Below are 19,565 nucleotides of genomic sequence, written 5' to 3'. Positions count from 1 at the left end.
ATGCAGAGCCATAAGATAATTTCTTCAGAAGATGCAAGGCGTAAGCATGGCCTCAGGGTGATCGGCGTGCTGGCTGTTCTGATTGTGATCATGTTCATTATAAGTGTGAATACAGGATACATAAGACTTACTCCGCTTGAACTGCTGGATACGCTGGTCGGCAAGGGAACGGAGAAGCAGGAGCTGATTCTGTTCCAGTTCCGCCTGCCGCGGATTGTCATTTCTCTGTTAATTGGTACCGCACTTGCCGTATCCGGCGCAGTGATGCAGGGGGTCTTCCGCAATGATCTGGCCGATCCGGGCATTCTCGGCATTAATGCCGGGGCCGGACTGATGGTCATGCTGCTGATTTCCTTCTACCCGACGACCTCGGCGGCACCGGTCTATCTGCTGCCCGTGGTGGCCTTTGCCGGGGCGGCCTGTACTGCCGCTCTGATCTACAGTCTTGCCTACAAGCGGCATCAGGGCATCTCGCCGATCCGGCTGCTGCTTACCGGGGTCGCTGTGGCGGCGGGCATGAGTGCGGCGATGATTGTGCTGACGCTTCGCCTTGACCCGGACAAGTATCAGTTCGTTGCCACCTGGCTGGCGGGCAGCATCTGGGGCACAAGCTGGAAGTTTGTCTTGTCCCTGCTGCCCTGGATTGTGATTCTGCTGCCTTATGTCATCTACAAGGCACGGGTGATGAATGTACTTAATCTGGGCGAGCAGACAGCGACAGGACTCGGTGCTAATGTGACCAGAGAGCAGTTCCGACTGCTGGCAGCAGCGGTCGGACTTGCGGCCTCCAGCGTAGCGGTCAGCGGCGGCATCGGCTTCGTCGGGCTGGTCGGTCCGCATCTGGCACGGCGGCTGGTCGGACCGAAGCATCAGCTGATGCTGCCCGCCTCAGCGCTGATCGGCGCGCTGCTTGTTATTGCGGCGGATACGATCGGGCGGCGAATACTGCAGCCGTCCGAGATTCCTACCGGCATTGTGGTAGCTGTCATCGGCGCTCCATACTTTCTGTATCTTCTGGCCCGTACCAAATCTTAAATACAACCAGACTTTGGAGGGATATCAATGAATGAATCAATGGAATTATACGATGTGACGATTATTGGCGGCGGCCCCGCAGGCATGTATACAGCGTTCTATAGCGGAATGAGGGATTTGAAGACCAAGCTGATTGAAGCGAAGGATGAGCTGGGCGGCAGAATGCTGATCTATCCCGAGAAGATGATCTGGGATGTCGGAGGAGTAACACCTATTCTCTGCCGCCAGTTAATTGACCAGCTGGCAGAGCAGGCACGCACCTTCGATCCTACCATTGTATTTGGACAGCAGATTGTTCACCAGGCCCGCCAGGAGGACGGAACGTATATCCTGACCTCAGCCACAGGCGAGCAGCACTGGACCCGTACCGTTATTCTCACCATCGGATACGGTATTCTGCAGATGGCGAAGCTGGAGATTGAAGGCGCGGACCGCTATGAGGTGACGAACCTGCACTACACGGTACAGGAGCTGGAGCCCTTCCGCGGCAAACGGGTGCTGATCTCGGGCGGCGGGGATTCCGCAGTGGACTGGGCGAATGAGCTGGAAGGGATTGCCGCCAGTGTAATCGTGGTACACCGCCGGGAGCAGTTCGGCGGGCATGAGAAGAATATTGCCCGGATGAAGGCCTCCTCGGTGGATGTGCGTGTGCCTTGTGCGGTAAGCCAGCTGCACAGCAGTGACGGAGAGCAGATCGATCAGGTGACCGTCTGCCATATTCAGACCGGGGAGCATGAGCAGCTTGCGGTCGATGCCGTCATTGTCAACCACGGGCTGAGAAGCGACTTCGGTCCGCTGAAGGACTGGGGGCTGGATATGGGAGAGTGGTGTGCGAACGTCAGCGGGAAGCTGGAGACGAATCTCCCGGGTATCTTCGCTGCCGGAGATTTCGTGGATCATGAGAGCAAGGTAAGGCTCATTGCCGGAACGTTCACCGATGCGGTGCTTGCCCTGAACAGCGCGAAGCTGTACATGGACCCTACCGCTGAGAAGGTAGCCTACGTCTCCTCCCATAATGACCGGTTCAAGGAGAAGAACAAGGCACTTGGCGTAGCAGATAACCACTAGCATTCCTCCATTAGAGATAACAGCCGGTGTATCGGCGTTATATCATAAGCTATATTTGCACAAGCTGTCCCTAATACGGATTATTCCGTACCGGGGACAGCTTGTTCTGCTTTTACATATTCCATATGCTGTATAAAAAAAGGATAGCGGGCGAATAGTAAGAGCCAGGAGGTGCGGATATGGAGAATATAAATTCGCCGGTCTCCCCTAAGCTGGAAGACAACATCAGTACCATTCAAGCAAGGCTCGGGAACAGCCCCGATTTGGTTATACGCATCTATGAATTAATTAATAGAACAGCCCATGTGGCTGCAGTATATATCGCTGGCATAACAGACAGAGTGATGGTCGATGATTATATCTCGCATGTCATGTCCTTTCAAGCTCTGAATGATCGTGCGCGGCTTGCGGTAACTCCAGAAGAAGTCTACAGCTATATTAAAGAGAATGCCCTTAGTATCGGCAAGGAGAAGCTGGTTACAGATATTAACGGGCTGCTGGAGGCGCTGCTCTCGGGTGATACAGTTATTCTGGTGAACGGAGTGGGGGGAGGCATTAGTGGAAGTACCTGCGGCGGGGAATCCCGCGCGGTTACGGAGGCAGGTACCCAGGTCGCTATCCGCGGCTCCAAAGAAAGCTTCACGGAGACCATCAGCACGAATATTGCCCTGGTCCGCAAAATCATCAAGAACCCGGACCTCTGGACTGAAACGATGAAGCTGGGTGATGTCACCCACACTGATATCACGATTATGTATATCCGCGGCATTGCTGATGAAGAGACGATTCAAGCGTTCAAGGACAAGCTTCAGGAGATTAAGGTCGATATGATTCTGGAGTCGGGATATATCGAACAGATCATAGAGGACAATAAATATTCCCCGTTCCCCACCATATTCAATACGGAGCGCCCGGATAGTGTGGCAGCCAATCTGCTGGATGGACGGATAGCTATCTTCGTGGACGGTACCCCGTTTGTCCTGATTGCCCCTACCACCTTCTTCATGTTCTTTCATACGGTGGAGGATTACTACCAGCGGTATGATATCTCCTCGCTGATCCGGATGCTCCGGTTTGTGTGTCTGGTCATTTCGATGTATGGTCCGGCGATCTTCGTCGCTGCGCTGAACTTCCATCAGGAGATGATTCCAACCCCGCTGCTGATCAATCTGGCATCACAGCGGGAGGGGGTGCCGTTCCCTGCCTTTGTTGAAGCGGTTCTCATGGAGGTAACCTTCGAGATTATCCGGGAAGCAGGGATCCGTATGCCTTCGCCGATCGGCCAGACTGTGTCCATCATCGGCGGTCTCGTGCTCGGGACAGCAGCGGTTCAAGCAGGGATCGTCTCGCCGGCGATGGTAATTGTGGTCTCGCTCACAGGAATTTCCAGCTTTGCTACACCTGCCTTCAACATGGCGCTCTCCATCCGCATGCTGCGGTTTTTTATCATGGCAATCGCCGCATTTATGGGGCTGTATGGCATTGCCATATTCACTATTATGCTGATTGCCCATCTGTGCAGTCTGCGCTCGCTCGGGGTTCCTTACATGACTCCTATCGGTCCCTTCGTTCCGGGGAATCTGAAGGATACCTTCATCCGCTCCCCACAGAGCTTCACGAGGCTCAGAAAGCGGCTGGTCAACAATAGCAGCCGTTCTTCAGCCTCTCCCGCAGGGAAAGAGGCCGCCGGGAGGGAATCTGATGAACGGTAAGGGGCTGCTGCGCCTGATCGCCGTAGCGGTGCTGATCCTGCCGCTTGGCGGCTGCTGGAACAGCCGGGAATTGAATGAGCTGGCCATCGTAAGCGGCATAGGGATGGATCTTGTCCCGGAGACAGATGAATACCGGGTCACCTTTCAATTGGTCAATCCGTCTTCAACATCTACAAGTAACTCTCCCGGAAGCGGCAAGCCTGCTGTAGTGGTGGTGTCGGCCACCGACAAAACGATGTTCGGCGCATTGCGGCGGGCGTCGAAGCATGTGACCCGCCAGCTTTTTTTTGCCCACACCCAGCTTATTGTGCTTGGAGAGTCCCTGGCGCGGGATGGGATTAACGATATCTTCGACATCTTCGAGCGGTCCCATGAGCTGCGGCTCAATTCAGAAATACTGGTCGCCCGCGGCAGCGATGCCGCATCCGTCCTGAAGCTGCTGACCCCTGTAGAGAGTCTCCCGGCTCTGGGGCTGGTCAAAAAAGCGCTGAATACCTCCAGAGTCTGGGGGGAGAACCGGCCGATCAGCGTATTCGATGTCATTCACGGCATTACAGGAGAAGGCGATCTGACGATCAATGCGGTGAAGATCAAGGGGGACGCTGAGGAAGGGAAGAAGAAAAGTAATCTGGAAGGGTCTGAGACCCTGACCGAGACGGTGATGAACGGGCTAGGGGTGTTTAGGCAGGGGAAGCTGCTTTATTGGATGAAGGACTCAGAAGCACGGGGAACCGAGTGGCTGCTTAACCAGATAGAAGAAACAGTGATCAATATTGATGCGGATGATAAAAAAGAGTCCGTAGCCGTCAATATCATCTATTCCAGAACGGAAGTAAAGATCACGATGGAGGGGGGGCTTCCGGTCTTTCATGTGACAATTGCGGAGGAGGGGAGCGTCAATGAAACGGACAGCTACGTGGATCTTAGCAAGCGGGAAGAAATCATGAAGCTTGAACGGGGGCTGGAGAAGAAGACGAGGATCGACGTCACGCAGGCTTTTCAGAAGGGGCAGCAGCTTGAGAGTGATATTTTCAATTTCGGCAATGAGCTGAAAAGGATGAATCCGCAGGAATGGGCGGCACTGGACGGGGACTGGGGCTCAATCTTTGCTAAAGGAAGGCTGGACCTTAAGATCATGGCTTACATCCGCAGTACCGGCATGAGTCTGAAACCCTATATTCCCGAAGGTAAATAATTGGCTTAACCGCAGAAACCAGGTGATTTATGTTATGAAAAAAGAATTGATCGGCCCCAATCAGCTGCTTGCATTGATCATTTTGTTTGAGCTGGGGACTGCCGTGCTTGTCCCCATCGGCTTAGAGAGCGGCCATTCAGTCTGGCTCGCTATTCTGTTTGCCCTTCCCGGAGGCATCCTGCTGTATCTGGTGTTCGCACATCTCTATCTTCAGTTCCCGAACCAGATTATAAGCGGTTATATACGCACCATTCTAGGGCCATGGCTGGGCTGGCCGGTAAGTCTGCTGTTCCTGCCGGTGATTCTCTATAACGGATCGAGAAACCTGCGGGAGGCGGGGGATCTGCTGATCTCGGCCTCCTATGACAAAACCCCGATTCTGATTATTAATTCCATCATGATTATTGCTGTGATGTATATTCTGAGAAAAGGGATAGAAGTGTTCGCCAGGACCGCCGAAATTGTCCTGTGGATCGTGATCATAATGGGGTGCATCTGTATTGCCGCTGTAATCTCAGCCGGGCTGGTGGAGTACAGAAATCTGTTTCCGCTTCATATGGGCGATTATAAGCAAGCCTTGAAATCAGCCTATCCCAGCATCCTGATCTTTCCGTTCGGCGAGCTAATGTGCTTCACCACCATTCTGCCCCACTTCAACAAATCCCGGAAAATCAAGAAAACAGGTATCGCAGCGATTATTGTCAGCGCCTGCCTGCTGAGCTTCACCCATGCCATTGAGATGGCAGTGCTGGGAGAGAACCTCTACAGCCGGACCGCCTTTCCCATGTTTACGACCATTACCCTTGTGAATTTGGCCAATTTCATCCAGCGGCTGGATGCCCTTGTCGTCCTTACACTGATTATCGGGGCATTCTTCAAGCTGACCGTCTACTGTTATGCTGCTGTCGCGATAGCAAATGATCTGTTCAAGGTGAACGATACAAGCAGGCTGGTTATTCCGGCAGGCGTGATTATGCTGTTCAGCTCTTTTGTCAGCGCACAGAATTATCCCGAGCATATGAATGACGGGAAGACCTTTCTGATGACGATTCTGCCGGTATTCTGTGCGGTGATTCCCATCCTGCTGCTGCTGATTCATCGAGTCCGGCGTAAGTTCGGCTTGTACCGTCAGCAGAATTAAGACGGTTTGCGGCGGGAGTGACGGTCCTTAGTGGCATGGACGGCGACCTGGATGAACGGGAGGAGCAGGAAGATCGTGATACATATCCCTTCCTGCAGTGTAGTTGTGGCAAAGACGGTCGCGAGCGAATGAATGGAGGCAGGCAGGCTGATACCGGACATCACATCAATGATGACTATTAACGTAAGTGTAAGAACAGCGAACAGGACATAGATGCTGATAATCTTCATGGCGGGTCTCCTTATGCACCGCAAAATGATTTGCCGGTTCCGGCGAGGCGGGCTACAGATATTATCTCCGAGTAATGGATAGGGTAAACGCCAAAAGCTGCCGGAAGCCATTCAAGGCTCCAGGCAGCTTGATCATTACTCTATTATTGTGGTGTCGAGGTCAGCCAATCGGCCAGCTCCTCCGTCTGGGCCAGAACGGCAATCGGATCATAATACCAGGAGCGCTCTTCTTTCCATACATAGATCTTCCCGTTCTTGACCGCCGGCAGACTGCCCCAGATCGGGTCTGCCTGGAAGTCTTGAGCAGTCCAGGTATTGTCGGTGATGACCAGATAATCACCCGCATACTTGCTCAGAGTCTCGGCGGATAATTCAGCCCACTGCTTCTCCATAATTTCAGCAGCCACTCCAGCCGGCGGCTTGCGCCCCAGCGCCTGATAGATGGGCTGGCCTCCGCGTCCGAAGTTGTCCCCATAGACCCAGGTGGATTTGTCTGCATGCTCGAGAATGCTGAAGGTGGCCCCGGCAGGAACGGCTGCATCTACACGGGCCTTGGCGTCAGCAATCCGCTTATCGTAATCAGCCAGCCATGCTGCTGCCTCCTGCTCCTTGCCCAGTAGCTTGCCGAAATAGGTCAGCTCTTCATGTGCATTCTTCAAATCACCGTACGGCACAATAACCGTTGGGGCAATCTGGCTGAGTGCGGCATAGCTGTCTGCATTGCCTGAGATAATTAAGTCGGGATTCAGCGCGAGGATATTCTCCGGTGACATTTTACCGTATGTGCCGGTATCGGCGACTCCTGTCAGGAATTCCTTGAAGTACACATTCTCCAGTGTAAGCCCCGGAGCACCGACCGGAATCGTATCCAGTGCAATCAAGCTGCCCAGATATTCCTCGGCCACAATCCGCTGCGGTGCTGCCGGCACCTCAATATCTCCATTCACAGTTGTCACAGTATGGAGAGCCGGAGCTGTGGTGGCAGCAGCCTTCTCCGGCTGAGGAGTGGAGTCGGGTGCTCCAGTAGCATTAGCTGAAGCAGCACCACTGCTGGTAGTAGAGGTGTTGTTTCCACAAGCCGAGGCCATAAGAGTCAATGCCAGAAGCAGAGTTACTACGATCCAATGCTTCAGGTGGATGTTGCGTGAACGTAAATACGGGATCTTCAAGAGGTTGCCTCCTTAATGTAGAACGATTATCATTCTCAATAACACTTTACAGAGTTTGCCCGGATTAGACTATGGCTGAATGTGATGTCCGGCTATGTAAATTTATGATGTCAGCGCCTGCACCAGGACCTTCAATTGCGCTTCGGAGGAGAGGGGGTCGAAGCCGTAGAACATGCAGGGCTGATTCAGGAAATAGATTCTTCCGCCTGGAGAATCATCGGTATGATGTTGGTGTACAGGGTGAAGTAAGCTCTGCAGCGGCTCCAGCGCTTCAGCAGCCTCCCTGCTTGAGGTAATGAAGATATGGTCAGCGGGGTAGCGGGCAATGTTATGGAAGGCGATCTCCAGGTAGCCCTTCTCCAGCAGTCCCTCGGCAACGAGGCCAAGCGGCGGGCGGAAGCCAAGATCATGATACAGAATCTGTGCTCCGCGGCCGTAACTGCTGCTGAAGCAGTAGGCCGCCTCTGTGCCAAGCTCCAGGACTATGGCGGTCCCCCGGTCACCGATCCGCCGGTCCAGCATCTGGTTAGCCTGGTGACAATGCCAGTCATAGAGGCTTAGCCAGGTCTCTGCCTGCGGCTGGCGTCCGGTCACCTCGGCAATCAGGCGGAATTGCTCCCGCCAGTCCATTTGCATGAAGGGAATCTCAATCACCGGTGCGACGGACAGGAGCTGCTTGCTCTTGTCGGGCAAGGAGTAACTGATAATGACATCCGGCCGGGCGGACGATAGACGTTCATAAAGACCTGAGGAGCTGATTCCTTCATCCAGCAGTTTCTTCCTGGAAGGAACGGGCTGCAGGCTCTCCATCCAGGCCGAATAGACTCCCAGCCTGGGAACGACTTCGAGCGCATGGAGACTGGCCGTATGATTAAAGTTCAGCGAGACTACGGATTTGCTCTTACGGTGATAGGATGATGGCGAAATTCCTACGACCTGCTTGAATTTGCGGCTTAAATAGGTTCCTTCGCTGTACCCTACCTCAAGCGCCAGCGTACTCAGATTCGGGGCTCCTGTAAGGATACGCTGCTGGGCCTTGCGGATGCGCAACAGCGTTATGTATTGGTTGAAGGTCTGTCCGGTGAACTTGCGGAAGCTCCGGGAGAAATGCTCCGGGGTGATTCCGGCAAGCCCGGCAGCCTGTTCTCTCGTCAAATCTTCATTATAATGGGATTCTATATATTGCAGGATACGGTCAATCCACTGAGAGGGCGGCTCTGCGTACTCCGCAGAACTGTCATATAGCTCACTGAGCAGCTCCGTGAACAGAGCTTGCAAGGCAAACGGCTTGCGCTGCTCCGGCTGGTTCCAGTCGCTAAGAAGCTGCACAGCAAGCGTGCTTACGTGGGACGGACAGCTTCGGACCGGCTGACGATGGTTCAGCGGGCTGAACGTCCGGATGTTGCCGGAGATCGCCGCATATTCAATCCATACACCCTGCAGCTTATGGCTGCGGGGCAGCGTGATATCCACCGAACTGTCACTGTACAGAATATGACCGCCGGATAGACGGATGCGTTCGCCATCCAGCTCGATGACTTCGCTTCCTCTGGTGATCACCACCAGGAATGAGGTGAAGGGCTGAGTGGGATTGTCCCCGTTAAAGGAGGCTTGATCCAGTGCCATTACACGTACCGGAATATAAAAGCTGTGAGGATTAGGCAATGAACGGCCGGCATTTCGCGTCTGCATATTTTGAGTCACTCTTTTCATGGGTGATAATCATTCTCAATGATAGTATAACAGCCTTTCCTTCTATTGACGATCCCCGAAAAGGGGGTTAGAGTTTAGGGTTATAGGGCAAGCAGGTTATTGTTGTAATTGAAGGGGGCGGAACTGTCATGACAACCTGGAATCTGCAAGGAACGGTCAGCCATTTGCTGATCTGTAACGGAAGTGACTGCAAGAAGCACAAGGGCGAAGAGGTAGCGGAAGCGATTGAGGATGAGATTACGAAACAAGGGGCAGACGCGCTGATACATACAACAATAACCCGATGTAACGGAAGATGTTCGGATGCCTGTGTGGTGATCTCCTACCCCGAAGGCGTATGGTACAGGGATGTCACCCCTAAGACTGCCAAAAGCCTGGTGCGCAAGGTGTTGAAGGGAGAACAGCTCGAAGAGAATCTGCTCTATACCTATGAAGAAGGCTTCAAGGCCGCGACCCCGAAGGGTGCCAAAGGGAAGAAGAAGAAATAACATAAGAGGCTTAGTACAGCCCGTTGACGGAATAATTCCGGCTGCGGGCTGTTTATTTTTTCCAATGGGGGCATTACAATAGATAGAAAAGTCAAAGAGGGGGAAGCCCAATGTTTGTAAGCTTCGGGCCGGAGGATGATGTGCTGCACAGCAGGCTGTTCATACAGGAAGAGGTAGAATATAACCTGATTCATCAGATCGCGGGGGATCAGGAAGCGATGCGGCTAAAGACGGAGGAGAATGATCTGATCTTCGCCCATAACGGCGGGTACAACTCGTGGTTATGGTTATCGCCGGAGCTGGATGAAGAGAGGCGCTGTTCCCTTGTCCGGCAGCTGGCGGAAATGCTGGAGGACCGCGGATTACCGGGGGTTAACGGAACGCCGGAGACAGGGAAGCTGTTCGCCGATGCGTACGGCGAGCTTTCAGGAAAGACCTACCAGGTACGTATGATGATGGAAGCCTATCACTGCCCGCAGGTGCAGCTGACGCATGGTGTCAGCGGGAAGCTGCATCAGGCGGAGCCAGGCGATATTCCGCTCATCGCCGGGTATTTAGCCGGATTCGTGCAGGATTGCTTCGGTATGGAGAGTGCACCGGAGGATCATCTGGACTATGCCGGGGCGGTCACGGAGTCCGGCAAGCTCCGTCTGTGGATCGACAAGGACCAGCCGGTGTCCATGGTTAATCTGGCTCATCAGTCTGCCAGACATGCACGGATTAATGAGGTGTACACTCCGCATGAATTCCGCAAGCACGGGTATGCCAGTGCGGCCGTAGCTGCCCTGTGTGCTGAGCTGCTCAGCAGGGACATAACGCCCATGCTCTATGCCGATGCGGCGAATCCCGATTCCAATAAGGTCTATCAGTCGGTGGGCTTCAAGAGGACCGGAAGTATTGTTGATTTGCGCTTTCAGTAAGCTGTCCCGGTTCGCTGTAAAAGAAGGCCTCCCTGATTTGACTTGCAGCCACAGGGTTACTATGCTTATACATAGTGCAAATAATCACACTTAACAGGTAAGAGTTGCAGCTAGGGGGCGGCAGGATATGGATAGACGGCAGGTATGGCCGGATAAATTTAAGAAGTTTTTTCTGAACAACAAGTTTGTGGTAGGTCTGCTGATTGCGTTGCTGGTAGGCTTAACAATACTCGTATTCTCAAAGATTCCGTTTGTGTTCAAGCCGCTGTCTGTGCTTCTGCATACGGTGGCAGCGCCGCTGCTGCTCTCAGGGATCGCCTACTATCTACTGAATCCGCTGGTGGACCGTCTGGAGAAGAGAAGCCGGGTGAAGCGTGCATATGGCATTGTCATTCTGTATCTGATTATTATCGGGATCATTACGCTGGTGCTGCTGATGGTCATCCCGATCATCCGCACCCAGCTCATGGGCCTGATTGACAATTTCCCCGTCTATAGTGATCAGATTCAGGAGGAGTTCGTCCAGCTTACCGGCAGTGAATTGTTCAATAAGATTCAGTCGAGTGTAGGTACGGACCTTAGTGATATCACCAGCAAGGTGACGACCTGGGCCACCGCCTTCCTGAATAATGCCGTCAGCGGCGTAGGCAGCTTCGTTGGAACACTGACCGAAATTGTGCTGGCTGTAGTGACTACACCGTTCATTCTCTTCTATCTCCTGCGCGACGGCAAAAGATTGCCCGACTATCTGATGAGACTCATCCCTACCGCGCTGCGGCCGCAGTCCCGGATGGTGATGCAGGAAATGAACAATCAGATCGCATCGTATATCCGCGGCCAGATTATTGTCAGCTGCTGCATCGGAGCACTGCTCTATATCGGATATCTGATTATCGGGCTGGAGTATTCGCTGGTTCTGGCGATCGTTGCCGCTTGTACGGCTGTAGTTCCTTATCTGGGACCAGCCATTGCGATTACCCCTGCGCTGATTGTGGCGATGGTGACCTCACCGTTTATGCTGCTGAAGATGGTCATTGTCTGGACAGCGGTCCAGTTGATCGAAGGGAAGTTCATCTCGCCGCAGATTATGGGGAAATCACTGAAGATTCACCCGATTACGATTATTTTTGTGATTATTTTTGCCGGAAAAATGTTCGGTGTACTCGGTATCATACTTGCGGTGCCGGGCTACGCCGTGCTTAAGGTGGTAATGACCCATATCTTCCAGTGGTTCCGCTTCCGCTCCGGGCTCTACAGAGTCATCGAAGAAAAGACTGAGGAATAATGCGAAAAGGAATGAGTGCAATGACAGGACAACTGGTGAATACAGCTTATGGGCAACTGGAGGGAGAAGCGGGAAACGGCGTGAACGTGTGGCGCGGCATCCCGTTCGCTGCCCCGCCGCTTGGAGAGCTGCGCTTCCGGGCACCGCAGCCGCCGGAGTCCTGGAGCGGCGTACGGGAGGCCGTCCAGTTCGGACCGGTCAGCCTGCAGCCGGTCAGCACCAGCGGGACGCGGTTCGGCGGCACCACCCCTATTTATGATGAAGACTGTCTATATCTGAATGTCTGGTCCCCGGCGGTTGCGGAGGAGACCGAAGCGCTGCCGGTGATGGTGTGGATTCACGGCGGCACCTTCGTTACCGGCGCAGGCAGCCAGCCGATGTTCGAGGGCAGCAAGCTGGCCGTCTCGGGGAAGGTCGTGGTGGTTACCGTGAATTACCGGCTGGGTCCGCTCGGCTTCCTGCATCTGTCTCCGCTGGGCGGAGGACTGGGCAGCAACCTGGGCCTCCTGGATCAGATTGCCGCCCTGGAATGGGTGCAGCAGAATATCGCTGCATTCGGCGGGGATCCGGCGCGTGTCACGGTCTTCGGGGAGTCAGCAGGGAGCATGAGCATTGCTGCACTGCTGGCGATGCCTGCGGCGAAGGGACTGTTCGGCCAGGCCATTATGGAGAGCGGGGCGGCGCAGACACTGAATGAAGAGCTGGGCGGGCAGATTGCCGCCGCTTTCCTGGCAGAGCTGGGCCTTCAGCCCGGCGGCGATACGCAGCCTCTGCATACGCTGTCGGCCGGAGAGATCATGGAAGCCGCAGGCCGGATGGCGTACAAGCTGTCTGGAGATTCGATGAATATGTTTTTCCAGCCGGTTGTTGAGCCGGGCACCTTGCCGGTTGAGCCGGTACAGGCCATCGCAGCGGGAGCGGCCAGCGGCATTCCCGTGCTGATCGGAACGAATCTGCACGAAGGCAATCTGTTCTTCCGGGAGGGGCAGAAGGCGGATAACTTCGAGCAATCGCTCAAAGCGCTGGAGCAGCTGATGGGAGTGGGTGACCTCTCCGAGCTGACCTCCGATTACAGCCAGACCTGGGAAGGACAGGCGGAGGTGCTGACTGACCTCTTCTTCTGGGCCAGCTCGATTTCGTTCGCGGAGAAGCAGCAAGGGCATGCCCCCGTCTGGATGTACCGCTTCGACTGGACGGTGGCCGGGCATCCCCTGCTGGAGAAAGCCATTCACGGCGCGGAGATTCTGTATGTCTTCAACAACCTCCCGCTGCTGAAGCAGTATGGCCTGAGCGTGACGCCGGAGATGGAGGCAGTGGCCGAGGCGATGCAGACCGCCTGGACTGCCTTCGCCCATAGTGGAGATCCGGCAGCGCCGGGACTGGATTGGCCGCAGTACGCGCCGAAGACGCGGGCAACGATGATATTTGACCAATCCTCGCTTGTGGTGAATGACCCGGACGGGGAGAAGCGCAGACGGATTTTCGAACATTATAAGGGATAAGTTCAAAAATGCAGCCCTCGCCGGAGGAAGAACTCCGGGAGGGCTGCTGTCTGTGTGCGGGCGAATGTAGGCAAAAAGCGAATACAATGGCGGGTGCAGCGGTTTGCGGGCGAATGTATGCGAAAAAGCGAATGCATTGAGCAAGTGCGGAGATATGCGGGCGAATGTATGCGAAAAAGCAAATACAATGGGTGCTGCGATAAGGGAAGGGTCCATTGCTCCACAGCCAGTAACATTAATTGAGAAATCCTGCACGAATTGCAGCAATACTGTTCGATAGGAACGGTTTATGTTGAAATCTTGCATGAATTGCAACAAATCCAGCGCTAACTGACTCTAAACACCATAATTCCTGAAAATGATGCAACAATGTACCCCAGCCAGTAACAGTAATAGAGAAGTCCTGCAAAAAGTGCAACAATGCTGCCCTATACAAGCGGTGGGTGAGAGATAAAACTCTTAAATTGGCCAGACTTAGGCGGAGCGCCGGCTGAGAGGGAGAACACTTCAGAACGTATGCGGAAAACCGCACACATTGGGCAATGGCGGTGGTGTGTGGACCGAATGTATGTGGAAAACCGATTACAATGGGCAGGCGCGGGGTGTGTTGGCTGTATGTTATGCCATCAGAAAGCGATGAGGCACCAGCATCCTCTTATCTCTTTAGGATGCTGGTGTTCTGCCTATTTCACTGGAGTGTAGCCGGTCTTCTCAACCAGCTCCTGGCCCTCGGCGGACAGAATCCAGTCCAGGAACGGCTCGATGTTTGGGTTCGTGCTGCCGGCCGTTACGGCGTAGAACTCAGTCGTGAACGGATATTCTCCACTGCGGATGCTCTCCTTGGACGGTGGCACATCATCGATGGCCAGCAGCTTAATCTCATCACTGGCATTCATCTGTGAGGCGTAAAACAGGAAGCTGAAGCCCAGCGCATTCTTGTAATTGCGGTAGCTGGCGGTCAGGCTGATAATGCCGCTCATGACGTCTGCCACATTCTCCTTCGGCGGAGCCATAAGCTGGCGGTCCTCCATGATTTTTTGCAGCTTGGTCTGGCTGCCGCTGTCCTCTGACCGCTGGAATGCCCGGATCGGGTCATCCTTACCGCCGACCTGCTCCCAGTTGGTCAGGGTGCCGGAATAGATATCCTTAATCTGCTCCGTAGTCATGCTGTTGACCGGATTGCGCTTGTTGACGAAGAAGACGAACGCTTCGCGCCCGATCGGGGTAAGCTTCAGCTGGGCGCCTGCAAGCTTCGCCTGCTTTGTCTGGGCCAGCGAAGGCGCCGCAGCGAAGATGATATCGGCCTCTCCCGTAATCAGCCGTTTGTAAGCCTCGGAGGTGCTGGTGCACACCACGAAATCTGTCCCTTCCTTCTGGACGAAGGGGGAATAATTATCCTGCGGGTAGACCGCTTGGGCAAAAGCCGAATACAGCGGGTACAGCGCTGTTGCTCCATCCAGGCGCGGCAGGTTCTCCATGAGCTGGTAGGAAGCCTTATGGTTCAGGGATGCGGCTTTGGTATTTGCTGCAAAAGGGGCATACTGATTCAGATTAACCTCCTGCTCGCTAACCTCGGCTAAGCTGTTGATATAAGCTTGTCTAATCTCATGGCCTGCGGCTGCCAGCACACAGATTCCGGCAAAAGCGGCCAGGATCACCCGGCGTACCTTGCTGCTGAACAGGCCAAAGATGCTGAGCACGGAGAGTACAGCCAGCCCTGAAGCGACGACGAGGGCCAGCGGACCATAGAAGAGCATCCCTCCTGTAAAAGCGGCGATAACATAAGCCATGAAGCCGATGATGGCAAGGCCGGCCAGAGCTAGGATGGAATACAGCAGATTGGTCGGAAAACTTCTTTTCATAATAACCTCCAAATAGATCTCTATATTAGGGATGATAAATGTTCATACTATAGTGTAGCGCACACTGCCGTTTCTGCCAAATGAACCAGAACCTGGATGCGGCACGCAGATTGCGTTAGCAGAATGATGGTTTGAATGAATACTTAATGAAATATAATGATTATTTTCATAAAAAGCTGGACGAAATCAAAAATCAGAGGTATTCTGAGATTGTGAAAATAATAACAGAATACAAGATTCTCGGGGTAAGGTGAAATTCCTGACCGGCGGTGATGTTCGTGAGAACTAAGCCCGCGACTCGTTACTCTATCACAAGAGGAAGCGACTGATCTGGTGACAATCCAGAGCCGACGGTAAAGTCCGGATGGGAGAGGATCATAAGATAAAGGCGGCGGGTCTATTCCGTATGTCTTTATTGATAACAACCCCCGATGTTTGTCCTGTTTACAGGAGACACGGGGGTTTTTGGTCTCTATCGAGGGTTTGTATCGACAAGGAGAATGAAAGATGAGTAATGTATCTGCTTCATCCCAAGGCTTGCGTACCGCACCGGTGCGCAGCGGATTCTGGCTGGTGGTTATGGGGGCGGCCTTATGGGGCGTTGACCCGCTGTTCCGCATTATCCTGCTGAAATCCCTGACTTCGTCCCAGATTGTACTGCTTGAGCATGTTGTGCTCTTCCTGGTTGCCACTCCGGTAATGTGGCGTAACCGCGCAGAGCTGAAGGGTGTACGTCTGCGTCAGGCCGCAGCACTGCTAGTGGTATCGTGGGGCGGCTCAGCCGTAGCGACCATCCTGTTCACCAAAGCCTTATCCAGCGGAGACTTCAATGCCGTGCTGCTGCTCCAGAAGCTTCAGCCCTTGTTCGCCATTGGTCTTGCCGCTGTTATTCTAAAAGAACGCTTGCCGCGCCATTTCGCACCGCTGCTTATCGTTGCCCTGGCCGGGACGTACCTGCTGACCTTCGGCTGGACGATTCCCTTCGGCCATGTGAACAGCTTCATGGGTGTAGGAAGCCTGATGGCGTTGGGCGCTGCAGCTTTGTGGGGCGGATCTACAGTTATGGGCCGCTATCTGCTGGGCTCAATGAAATATGAGACGGTAACCTCACTGCGCTTCATTCTGGCGCTCCCGTTGCTGTTCGTAATTACAAGTATGGAAGGCGCCCCGTGGCAGTTGAGCGGCGGAGTCAGCGGCTCGGCGGCAGTTGCCGTTAACCTGCTGCTGCAGGCGCTGCTGCCCGGACTGCTCAGCATGCTGCTCTACTACAAGGGACTGAATACGACCAAAGCTTCGGTAGCAACCCTGGCCGAACTCAGCTTCCCGATGACCGGTATTCTGATTAACTGGGTGGTCTATCAGCAGCTTGTAACCCTGCCGCAGATTGTCGGCTTCGCGCTGATCTGGACGGCGCTCTTCTTCATCTCCAGTCAGCAGCGGGATCAGCTGCAGCCGGCCAAACAGAATTAACTTCATAGCGCTACAGTCTGAGGGGACATACCCCAGGACCCAGCGCATCATAGTCAAAGAGGATGTTCCTACACGGCCGCGCCGTCCGGGAACATCCTCTTTGTTGTACTGCAGACGCAAGGCAAGAGTGCCGCCGCTGGAGTAATTTTATTTCAGATATGGAGTGACCTTGACACTCTTGTACTCAAGCTCCTTGATCTGTGCTGGTGCGATATACAGCCGGCTTGCCGAATTGAAGCTGTTAACAGGTGTAAGAACCGTGTGATTGCTACCATTTGTGATTTTATAGATATAGGCCGCGGAAGGGTCGCCTGTTGCGCTAATGTTCATGACTTCGATCTTCCAGCCGAGTGCCGCAGCAAGCGGCTTCACCGGTATCCACTCTTGTCCGCCCTTAGTGAATACGGTGGGTACATCGACACTTTTTCCGTCCAGATTCACATTGTATTCGTAGGCTAAGGTGATAGGCATCTCAGCGGCAGACAGGTCTTTCAGCACCATATCCTTAGGGAAATTGACTTCCGGTCTGGAGGATGGAGGAGCAGGGAACAAGGCTTCAAGCTCGCGGTTGTCCTTGACCAGCCGTGATGATCCGTCCTTCAGATTATAGATCCATGGGAGGCGTTTGGGCTCGTTTTTGACATATTGCAGCAATCCCTTCGACAGGTTCAAGTTGTTCAAGGTCCCTTTCAGCAGCTCCTGCCGCTTCCCGGTGGACGGGTCGAACGTACTGATCACATTCTGCTTGGCAGCCTCATTATATCCGCTTTCAAGCAGCGTATGCTGGTTGATCCACCGTGCATTGTAGTACCGCTTAGTAGAATAATAGACGGATACCTTGCCGGTCGCCGAGTTTCTCAGATACTGATCACCAAATTTGGCGATATAGCCCGCCGGCTGACGTTCATAACGGGAACGCTCCAGAACACCCCAGCTGCCGTCAGGGGAGAGGGTGTATTCACTTTTGCGCACAATGGACTGGCTCTGCGTATCGTATACATAGGCTTGCTCCGGATCATCCATCCCCGTCAACTGTAAGTTCCCGCTGTCATACTTCCAGAAATGTTGAAAAGCCTCCGGCCATTTGGCATAAGTCCCGTCCGGCTGCCGGGCAATGACGGCATTGATGAACTGGTTCCCGTCCAATTGGCTCACAGAATATAGCTGTACGTTGCTGCTTTTGCTGGTATAGGAATCGTATACCTCGATCTTCTCGGCTGCATGTGCTGTGAGGGGTGCAGCGAATGCCAGAAGCATTGATGCAGACAGAGCCATCCGTAACGATTGGTGCAATGCTTTTTTCATATGAACTTCCTTCCTTTCTGTGTAAATAACTGTAACTATAGACGGCCCTGAGGCAGGAAAAGTTTCGGTGGTCCTGCGTAAGTCCCGATGAATTGCGGAGGGGAAGAGTAAAAATAAGCCTTTTTTCCCATACTACCCTTATTCTTGCCGTAGGACGGCATCACACCTGAGCTTAAGGAGGCCCCGCAGATGAACACTGATTCCCCGGCTACAGCCGTATATATCCAGCTTAAGAACCGGGTGACGGTGCCCAAGGGCAAGGGGGTGCTGCTGCGCGATGTCGCTTATCTGATCACTGAGCCAACGTGGCGGGAGGCACTGTATACCCTGCTTGTGCTTCAGCCGAAGGAGAGTGACGGCAATCTGATCCTGGTTGATCTGCTGACCGTCATTCCCCGGATTCAGGAAGTGTACCCTGATGCGGAGATTCAGCCGATTGGCGAAGGCCGTACCATTGTACAGATTGAAGGTCCGTCTACGGCTGCTAAACCTTCTATAGCCCTGTTCGTGCTGGTCTGGCTGCTGCTGTTCTTCGGCTCTGCGCTGACGATTATGAATTTCCATGCCGATGTCAGCATGCTGGAGGTACAGATCCGGATTGTGGAGATGCTGACCGGCCGCAGGGACGAGCATCCTTATCTGTTTCAGATTGCCTATTCGCTGGGCATCGGGCTTGGGATGGTCATTTTTTTCAATCATTTGTTCAAAAAGAAATGGAATGAGGAGCCGACTCCCCTTGAGGTGGAAATGTTCCTGTATCAGAAGAATATCGATCAATATGTAATCAACGAGGAGTACCGCAAAATGAAACGCCGCAGTGACGAAGCACCCGGCAGCCGGGAGGGGGGCGCATGACGGCACCACTGTCGCTTGGACTTCATACGCTGCTCGGGATTGCCGGGGGAATCGCGGTAGGCGGCGGGGTGATTGCGCTATTCGTAGTGCTGGACATCATCCCCCGGCTGGCGCAGCTCACCTCTTCCTATGACAAGGTTCACTGGTATGAGGGAGCGATGGTTGGCGGTTCCCTGCTGGGGACGGTGAGCGACTTCTGGAACTGGAAAATGGCGGCGGGCCCGCTGATTGAGCTGGGGGTCGGCCTGTTCAACGGCATATTCATCGGGATGCTGGCGGCGGCTCTGACCGAGGTGCTGAATGTACTGCCGATCCTGGCCAAACGTCTGCATATGACCCATCTGCTGCTTGGTCTCTTAATGGCGATGGTATGCGGCAAGGTGGCAGGCTCGTTGTTCGACTGGTTAGTATATCAACAGTAAAGGGGGCTAGGGCGTGAGGTACATTCACAGCGGTGATCAGGTAGAGACGGATAAAAAGAAAGACCGTTCTGCGCAGCAGAGCAGTGAGCAAAAATCACCGGAGCAAGCAGAGCAACCGGCTGCGTCCCAGAGCGGCAAGGGTCAGGAGCTGGAGGCGTCGGCGGAGCTGGGCACACAGACGGGGGAGAAGCCG

The 19,565-nt window shown here is 53.9% G+C and carries 17 protein-coding genes and 1 riboswitch; of the genes, 12 read left to right on the top strand and 5 right to left on the bottom strand.

Annotated elements, in window-relative coordinates:
• The 5 genes from MKZ07_RS11930 (at position 1) to MKZ07_RS11910 (ending at position 6,151) form a co-directional block, all read left to right on the top strand.
• Entirely contained in the window at positions 1-1,035 is a 1,035-nt protein-coding gene (locus MKZ07_RS11930) for a FecCD family ABC transporter permease (RefSeq protein WP_036698247.1), read from the top strand.
• Positions 1,036-1,062: 27 nt separating this feature from the next.
• Complete coding sequence (locus MKZ07_RS11925) at positions 1,063-2,103, top strand: NAD(P)/FAD-dependent oxidoreductase (protein WP_341025927.1); 1,041 nt, start codon at positions 1,063-1,065, stop codon at positions 2,101-2,103.
• Positions 2,104-2,282: 179 nt separating this feature from the next.
• Positions 2,283-3,815: a spore germination protein gene (locus tag MKZ07_RS11920; RefSeq protein ID WP_341025926.1), complete on the top strand. Its 1,533-nt coding sequence runs from the start codon at positions 2,283-2,285 to the stop codon at positions 3,813-3,815.
• Positions 3,805-5,010, top strand: a complete 1,206-nt coding sequence (locus MKZ07_RS11915) for a Ger(x)C family spore germination protein (protein ID WP_341025925.1) — start codon at positions 3,805-3,807, stop codon at positions 5,008-5,010. The genes MKZ07_RS11920 and MKZ07_RS11915 overlap by 11 nt, the downstream gene beginning before the upstream one ends.
• Before the next feature lie 34 nt (positions 5,011-5,044).
• Positions 5,045-6,151 carry a GerAB/ArcD/ProY family transporter gene (locus MKZ07_RS11910; protein ID WP_076154379.1) on the top strand — a complete coding sequence of 369 codons (1,107 nt, stop codon included), beginning with the start codon at positions 5,045-5,047 and terminating at the stop codon, positions 6,149-6,151.
• Here MKZ07_RS11910 and MKZ07_RS11905 read toward each other — a convergent pair.
• From MKZ07_RS11905 to MKZ07_RS11895, 3 genes are all read right to left on the bottom strand, one after another.
• Positions 6,148-6,381, bottom strand: a complete 234-nt coding sequence (locus MKZ07_RS11905) for a hypothetical protein (protein WP_341025924.1) — start codon at positions 6,379-6,381, stop codon at positions 6,148-6,150. The two genes, MKZ07_RS11910 and MKZ07_RS11905, sit on opposite strands and share 4 nt — an antisense overlap.
• 143 nt (positions 6,382-6,524) lie before the next feature.
• Entirely contained in the window at positions 6,525-7,550 is a 1,026-nt protein-coding gene (locus MKZ07_RS11900) for an ABC transporter substrate-binding protein (RefSeq protein WP_341025922.1), read from the bottom strand.
• 102 nt (positions 7,551-7,652) lie between these two features.
• Positions 7,653-9,242 carry an AraC family transcriptional regulator gene (locus MKZ07_RS11895; protein WP_341025921.1) on the bottom strand — a complete coding sequence of 530 codons (1,590 nt, stop codon included), beginning with the start codon at positions 9,240-9,242 and terminating at the stop codon, positions 7,653-7,655.
• A gap of 149 nt (positions 9,243-9,391) precedes the next feature.
• Here MKZ07_RS11895 and MKZ07_RS11890 point away from each other — a divergent pair, with 149 nt between their 5' ends.
• The 4 genes from MKZ07_RS11890 (at position 9,392) to MKZ07_RS11875 (ending at position 13,458) form a co-directional block, all read left to right on the top strand.
• Positions 9,392-9,751 (top strand): (2Fe-2S) ferredoxin domain-containing protein, encoded by a 360-nt coding sequence (locus MKZ07_RS11890; RefSeq protein ID WP_036698240.1) that lies wholly within the window; start codon positions 9,392-9,394, stop codon positions 9,749-9,751.
• Positions 9,752-9,861: 110 nt separating this feature from the next.
• Positions 9,862-10,671 carry a GNAT family N-acetyltransferase gene (locus tag MKZ07_RS11885; RefSeq protein ID WP_341025920.1) on the top strand — a complete coding sequence of 270 codons (810 nt, stop codon included), beginning with the start codon at positions 9,862-9,864 and terminating at the stop codon, positions 10,669-10,671.
• A gap of 127 nt (positions 10,672-10,798) precedes the next feature.
• Positions 10,799-11,956: an AI-2E family transporter gene (locus MKZ07_RS11880; protein WP_036698238.1), complete on the top strand. Its 1,158-nt coding sequence runs from the start codon at positions 10,799-10,801 to the stop codon at positions 11,954-11,956.
• Positions 11,957-11,976: 20 nt separating this feature from the next.
• Positions 11,977-13,458 (top strand): carboxylesterase/lipase family protein, encoded by a 1,482-nt coding sequence (locus MKZ07_RS11875; protein WP_341025918.1) that lies wholly within the window; start codon positions 11,977-11,979, stop codon positions 13,456-13,458.
• Positions 13,459-14,141: 683 nt separating this feature from the next.
• Here MKZ07_RS11875 and MKZ07_RS11870 read toward each other — a convergent pair.
• Positions 14,142-15,320, bottom strand: coding sequence for a PstS family phosphate ABC transporter substrate-binding protein (locus tag MKZ07_RS11870; protein WP_076162276.1), 1,179 nt, complete (start codon positions 15,318-15,320; stop codon positions 14,142-14,144).
• A gap of 232 nt (positions 15,321-15,552) precedes the next feature.
• Positions 15,553-15,700, top strand: a riboswitch (FMN riboswitch).
• A 127-nt stretch (positions 15,701-15,827) separates the two neighbouring features.
• Between MKZ07_RS11870 and MKZ07_RS11865 the strand changes: the two genes are divergently transcribed.
• Positions 15,828-16,790 (top strand): DMT family transporter, encoded by a 963-nt coding sequence (locus MKZ07_RS11865; RefSeq protein WP_036698232.1) that lies wholly within the window; start codon positions 15,828-15,830, stop codon positions 16,788-16,790.
• A gap of 147 nt (positions 16,791-16,937) precedes the next feature.
• Here the strand turns inward: MKZ07_RS11865 and MKZ07_RS11860 are convergent, their stop codons facing one another.
• Positions 16,938-18,095 (bottom strand): hypothetical protein, encoded by a 1,158-nt coding sequence (locus MKZ07_RS11860; protein WP_341025917.1) that lies wholly within the window; start codon positions 18,093-18,095, stop codon positions 16,938-16,940.
• 189 nt (positions 18,096-18,284) lie between these two features.
• Between MKZ07_RS11860 and MKZ07_RS11855 the strand changes: the two genes are divergently transcribed.
• Positions 18,285-18,950 carry a stage V sporulation protein AA gene (locus MKZ07_RS11855; RefSeq protein ID WP_341025915.1) on the top strand — a complete coding sequence of 222 codons (666 nt, stop codon included), beginning with the start codon at positions 18,285-18,287 and terminating at the stop codon, positions 18,948-18,950.
• Positions 18,947-19,372 (top strand): stage V sporulation protein AB, encoded by a 426-nt coding sequence (locus MKZ07_RS11850; protein WP_341025913.1) that lies wholly within the window; start codon positions 18,947-18,949, stop codon positions 19,370-19,372. The genes MKZ07_RS11855 and MKZ07_RS11850 overlap by 4 nt, the downstream gene beginning before the upstream one ends.
• Positions 19,373-19,565 lie beyond the last annotated feature (193 nt).

Origin of the sequence: Paenibacillus sp. FSL P4-0338 (assembly GCF_038002365.1) — a bacterium.
GTDB lineage: Bacteria > Bacillota > Bacilli > Paenibacillales > Paenibacillaceae > Paenibacillus_AQ.
This window is presented reverse-complemented; position numbering and strand designations above follow the sequence as displayed.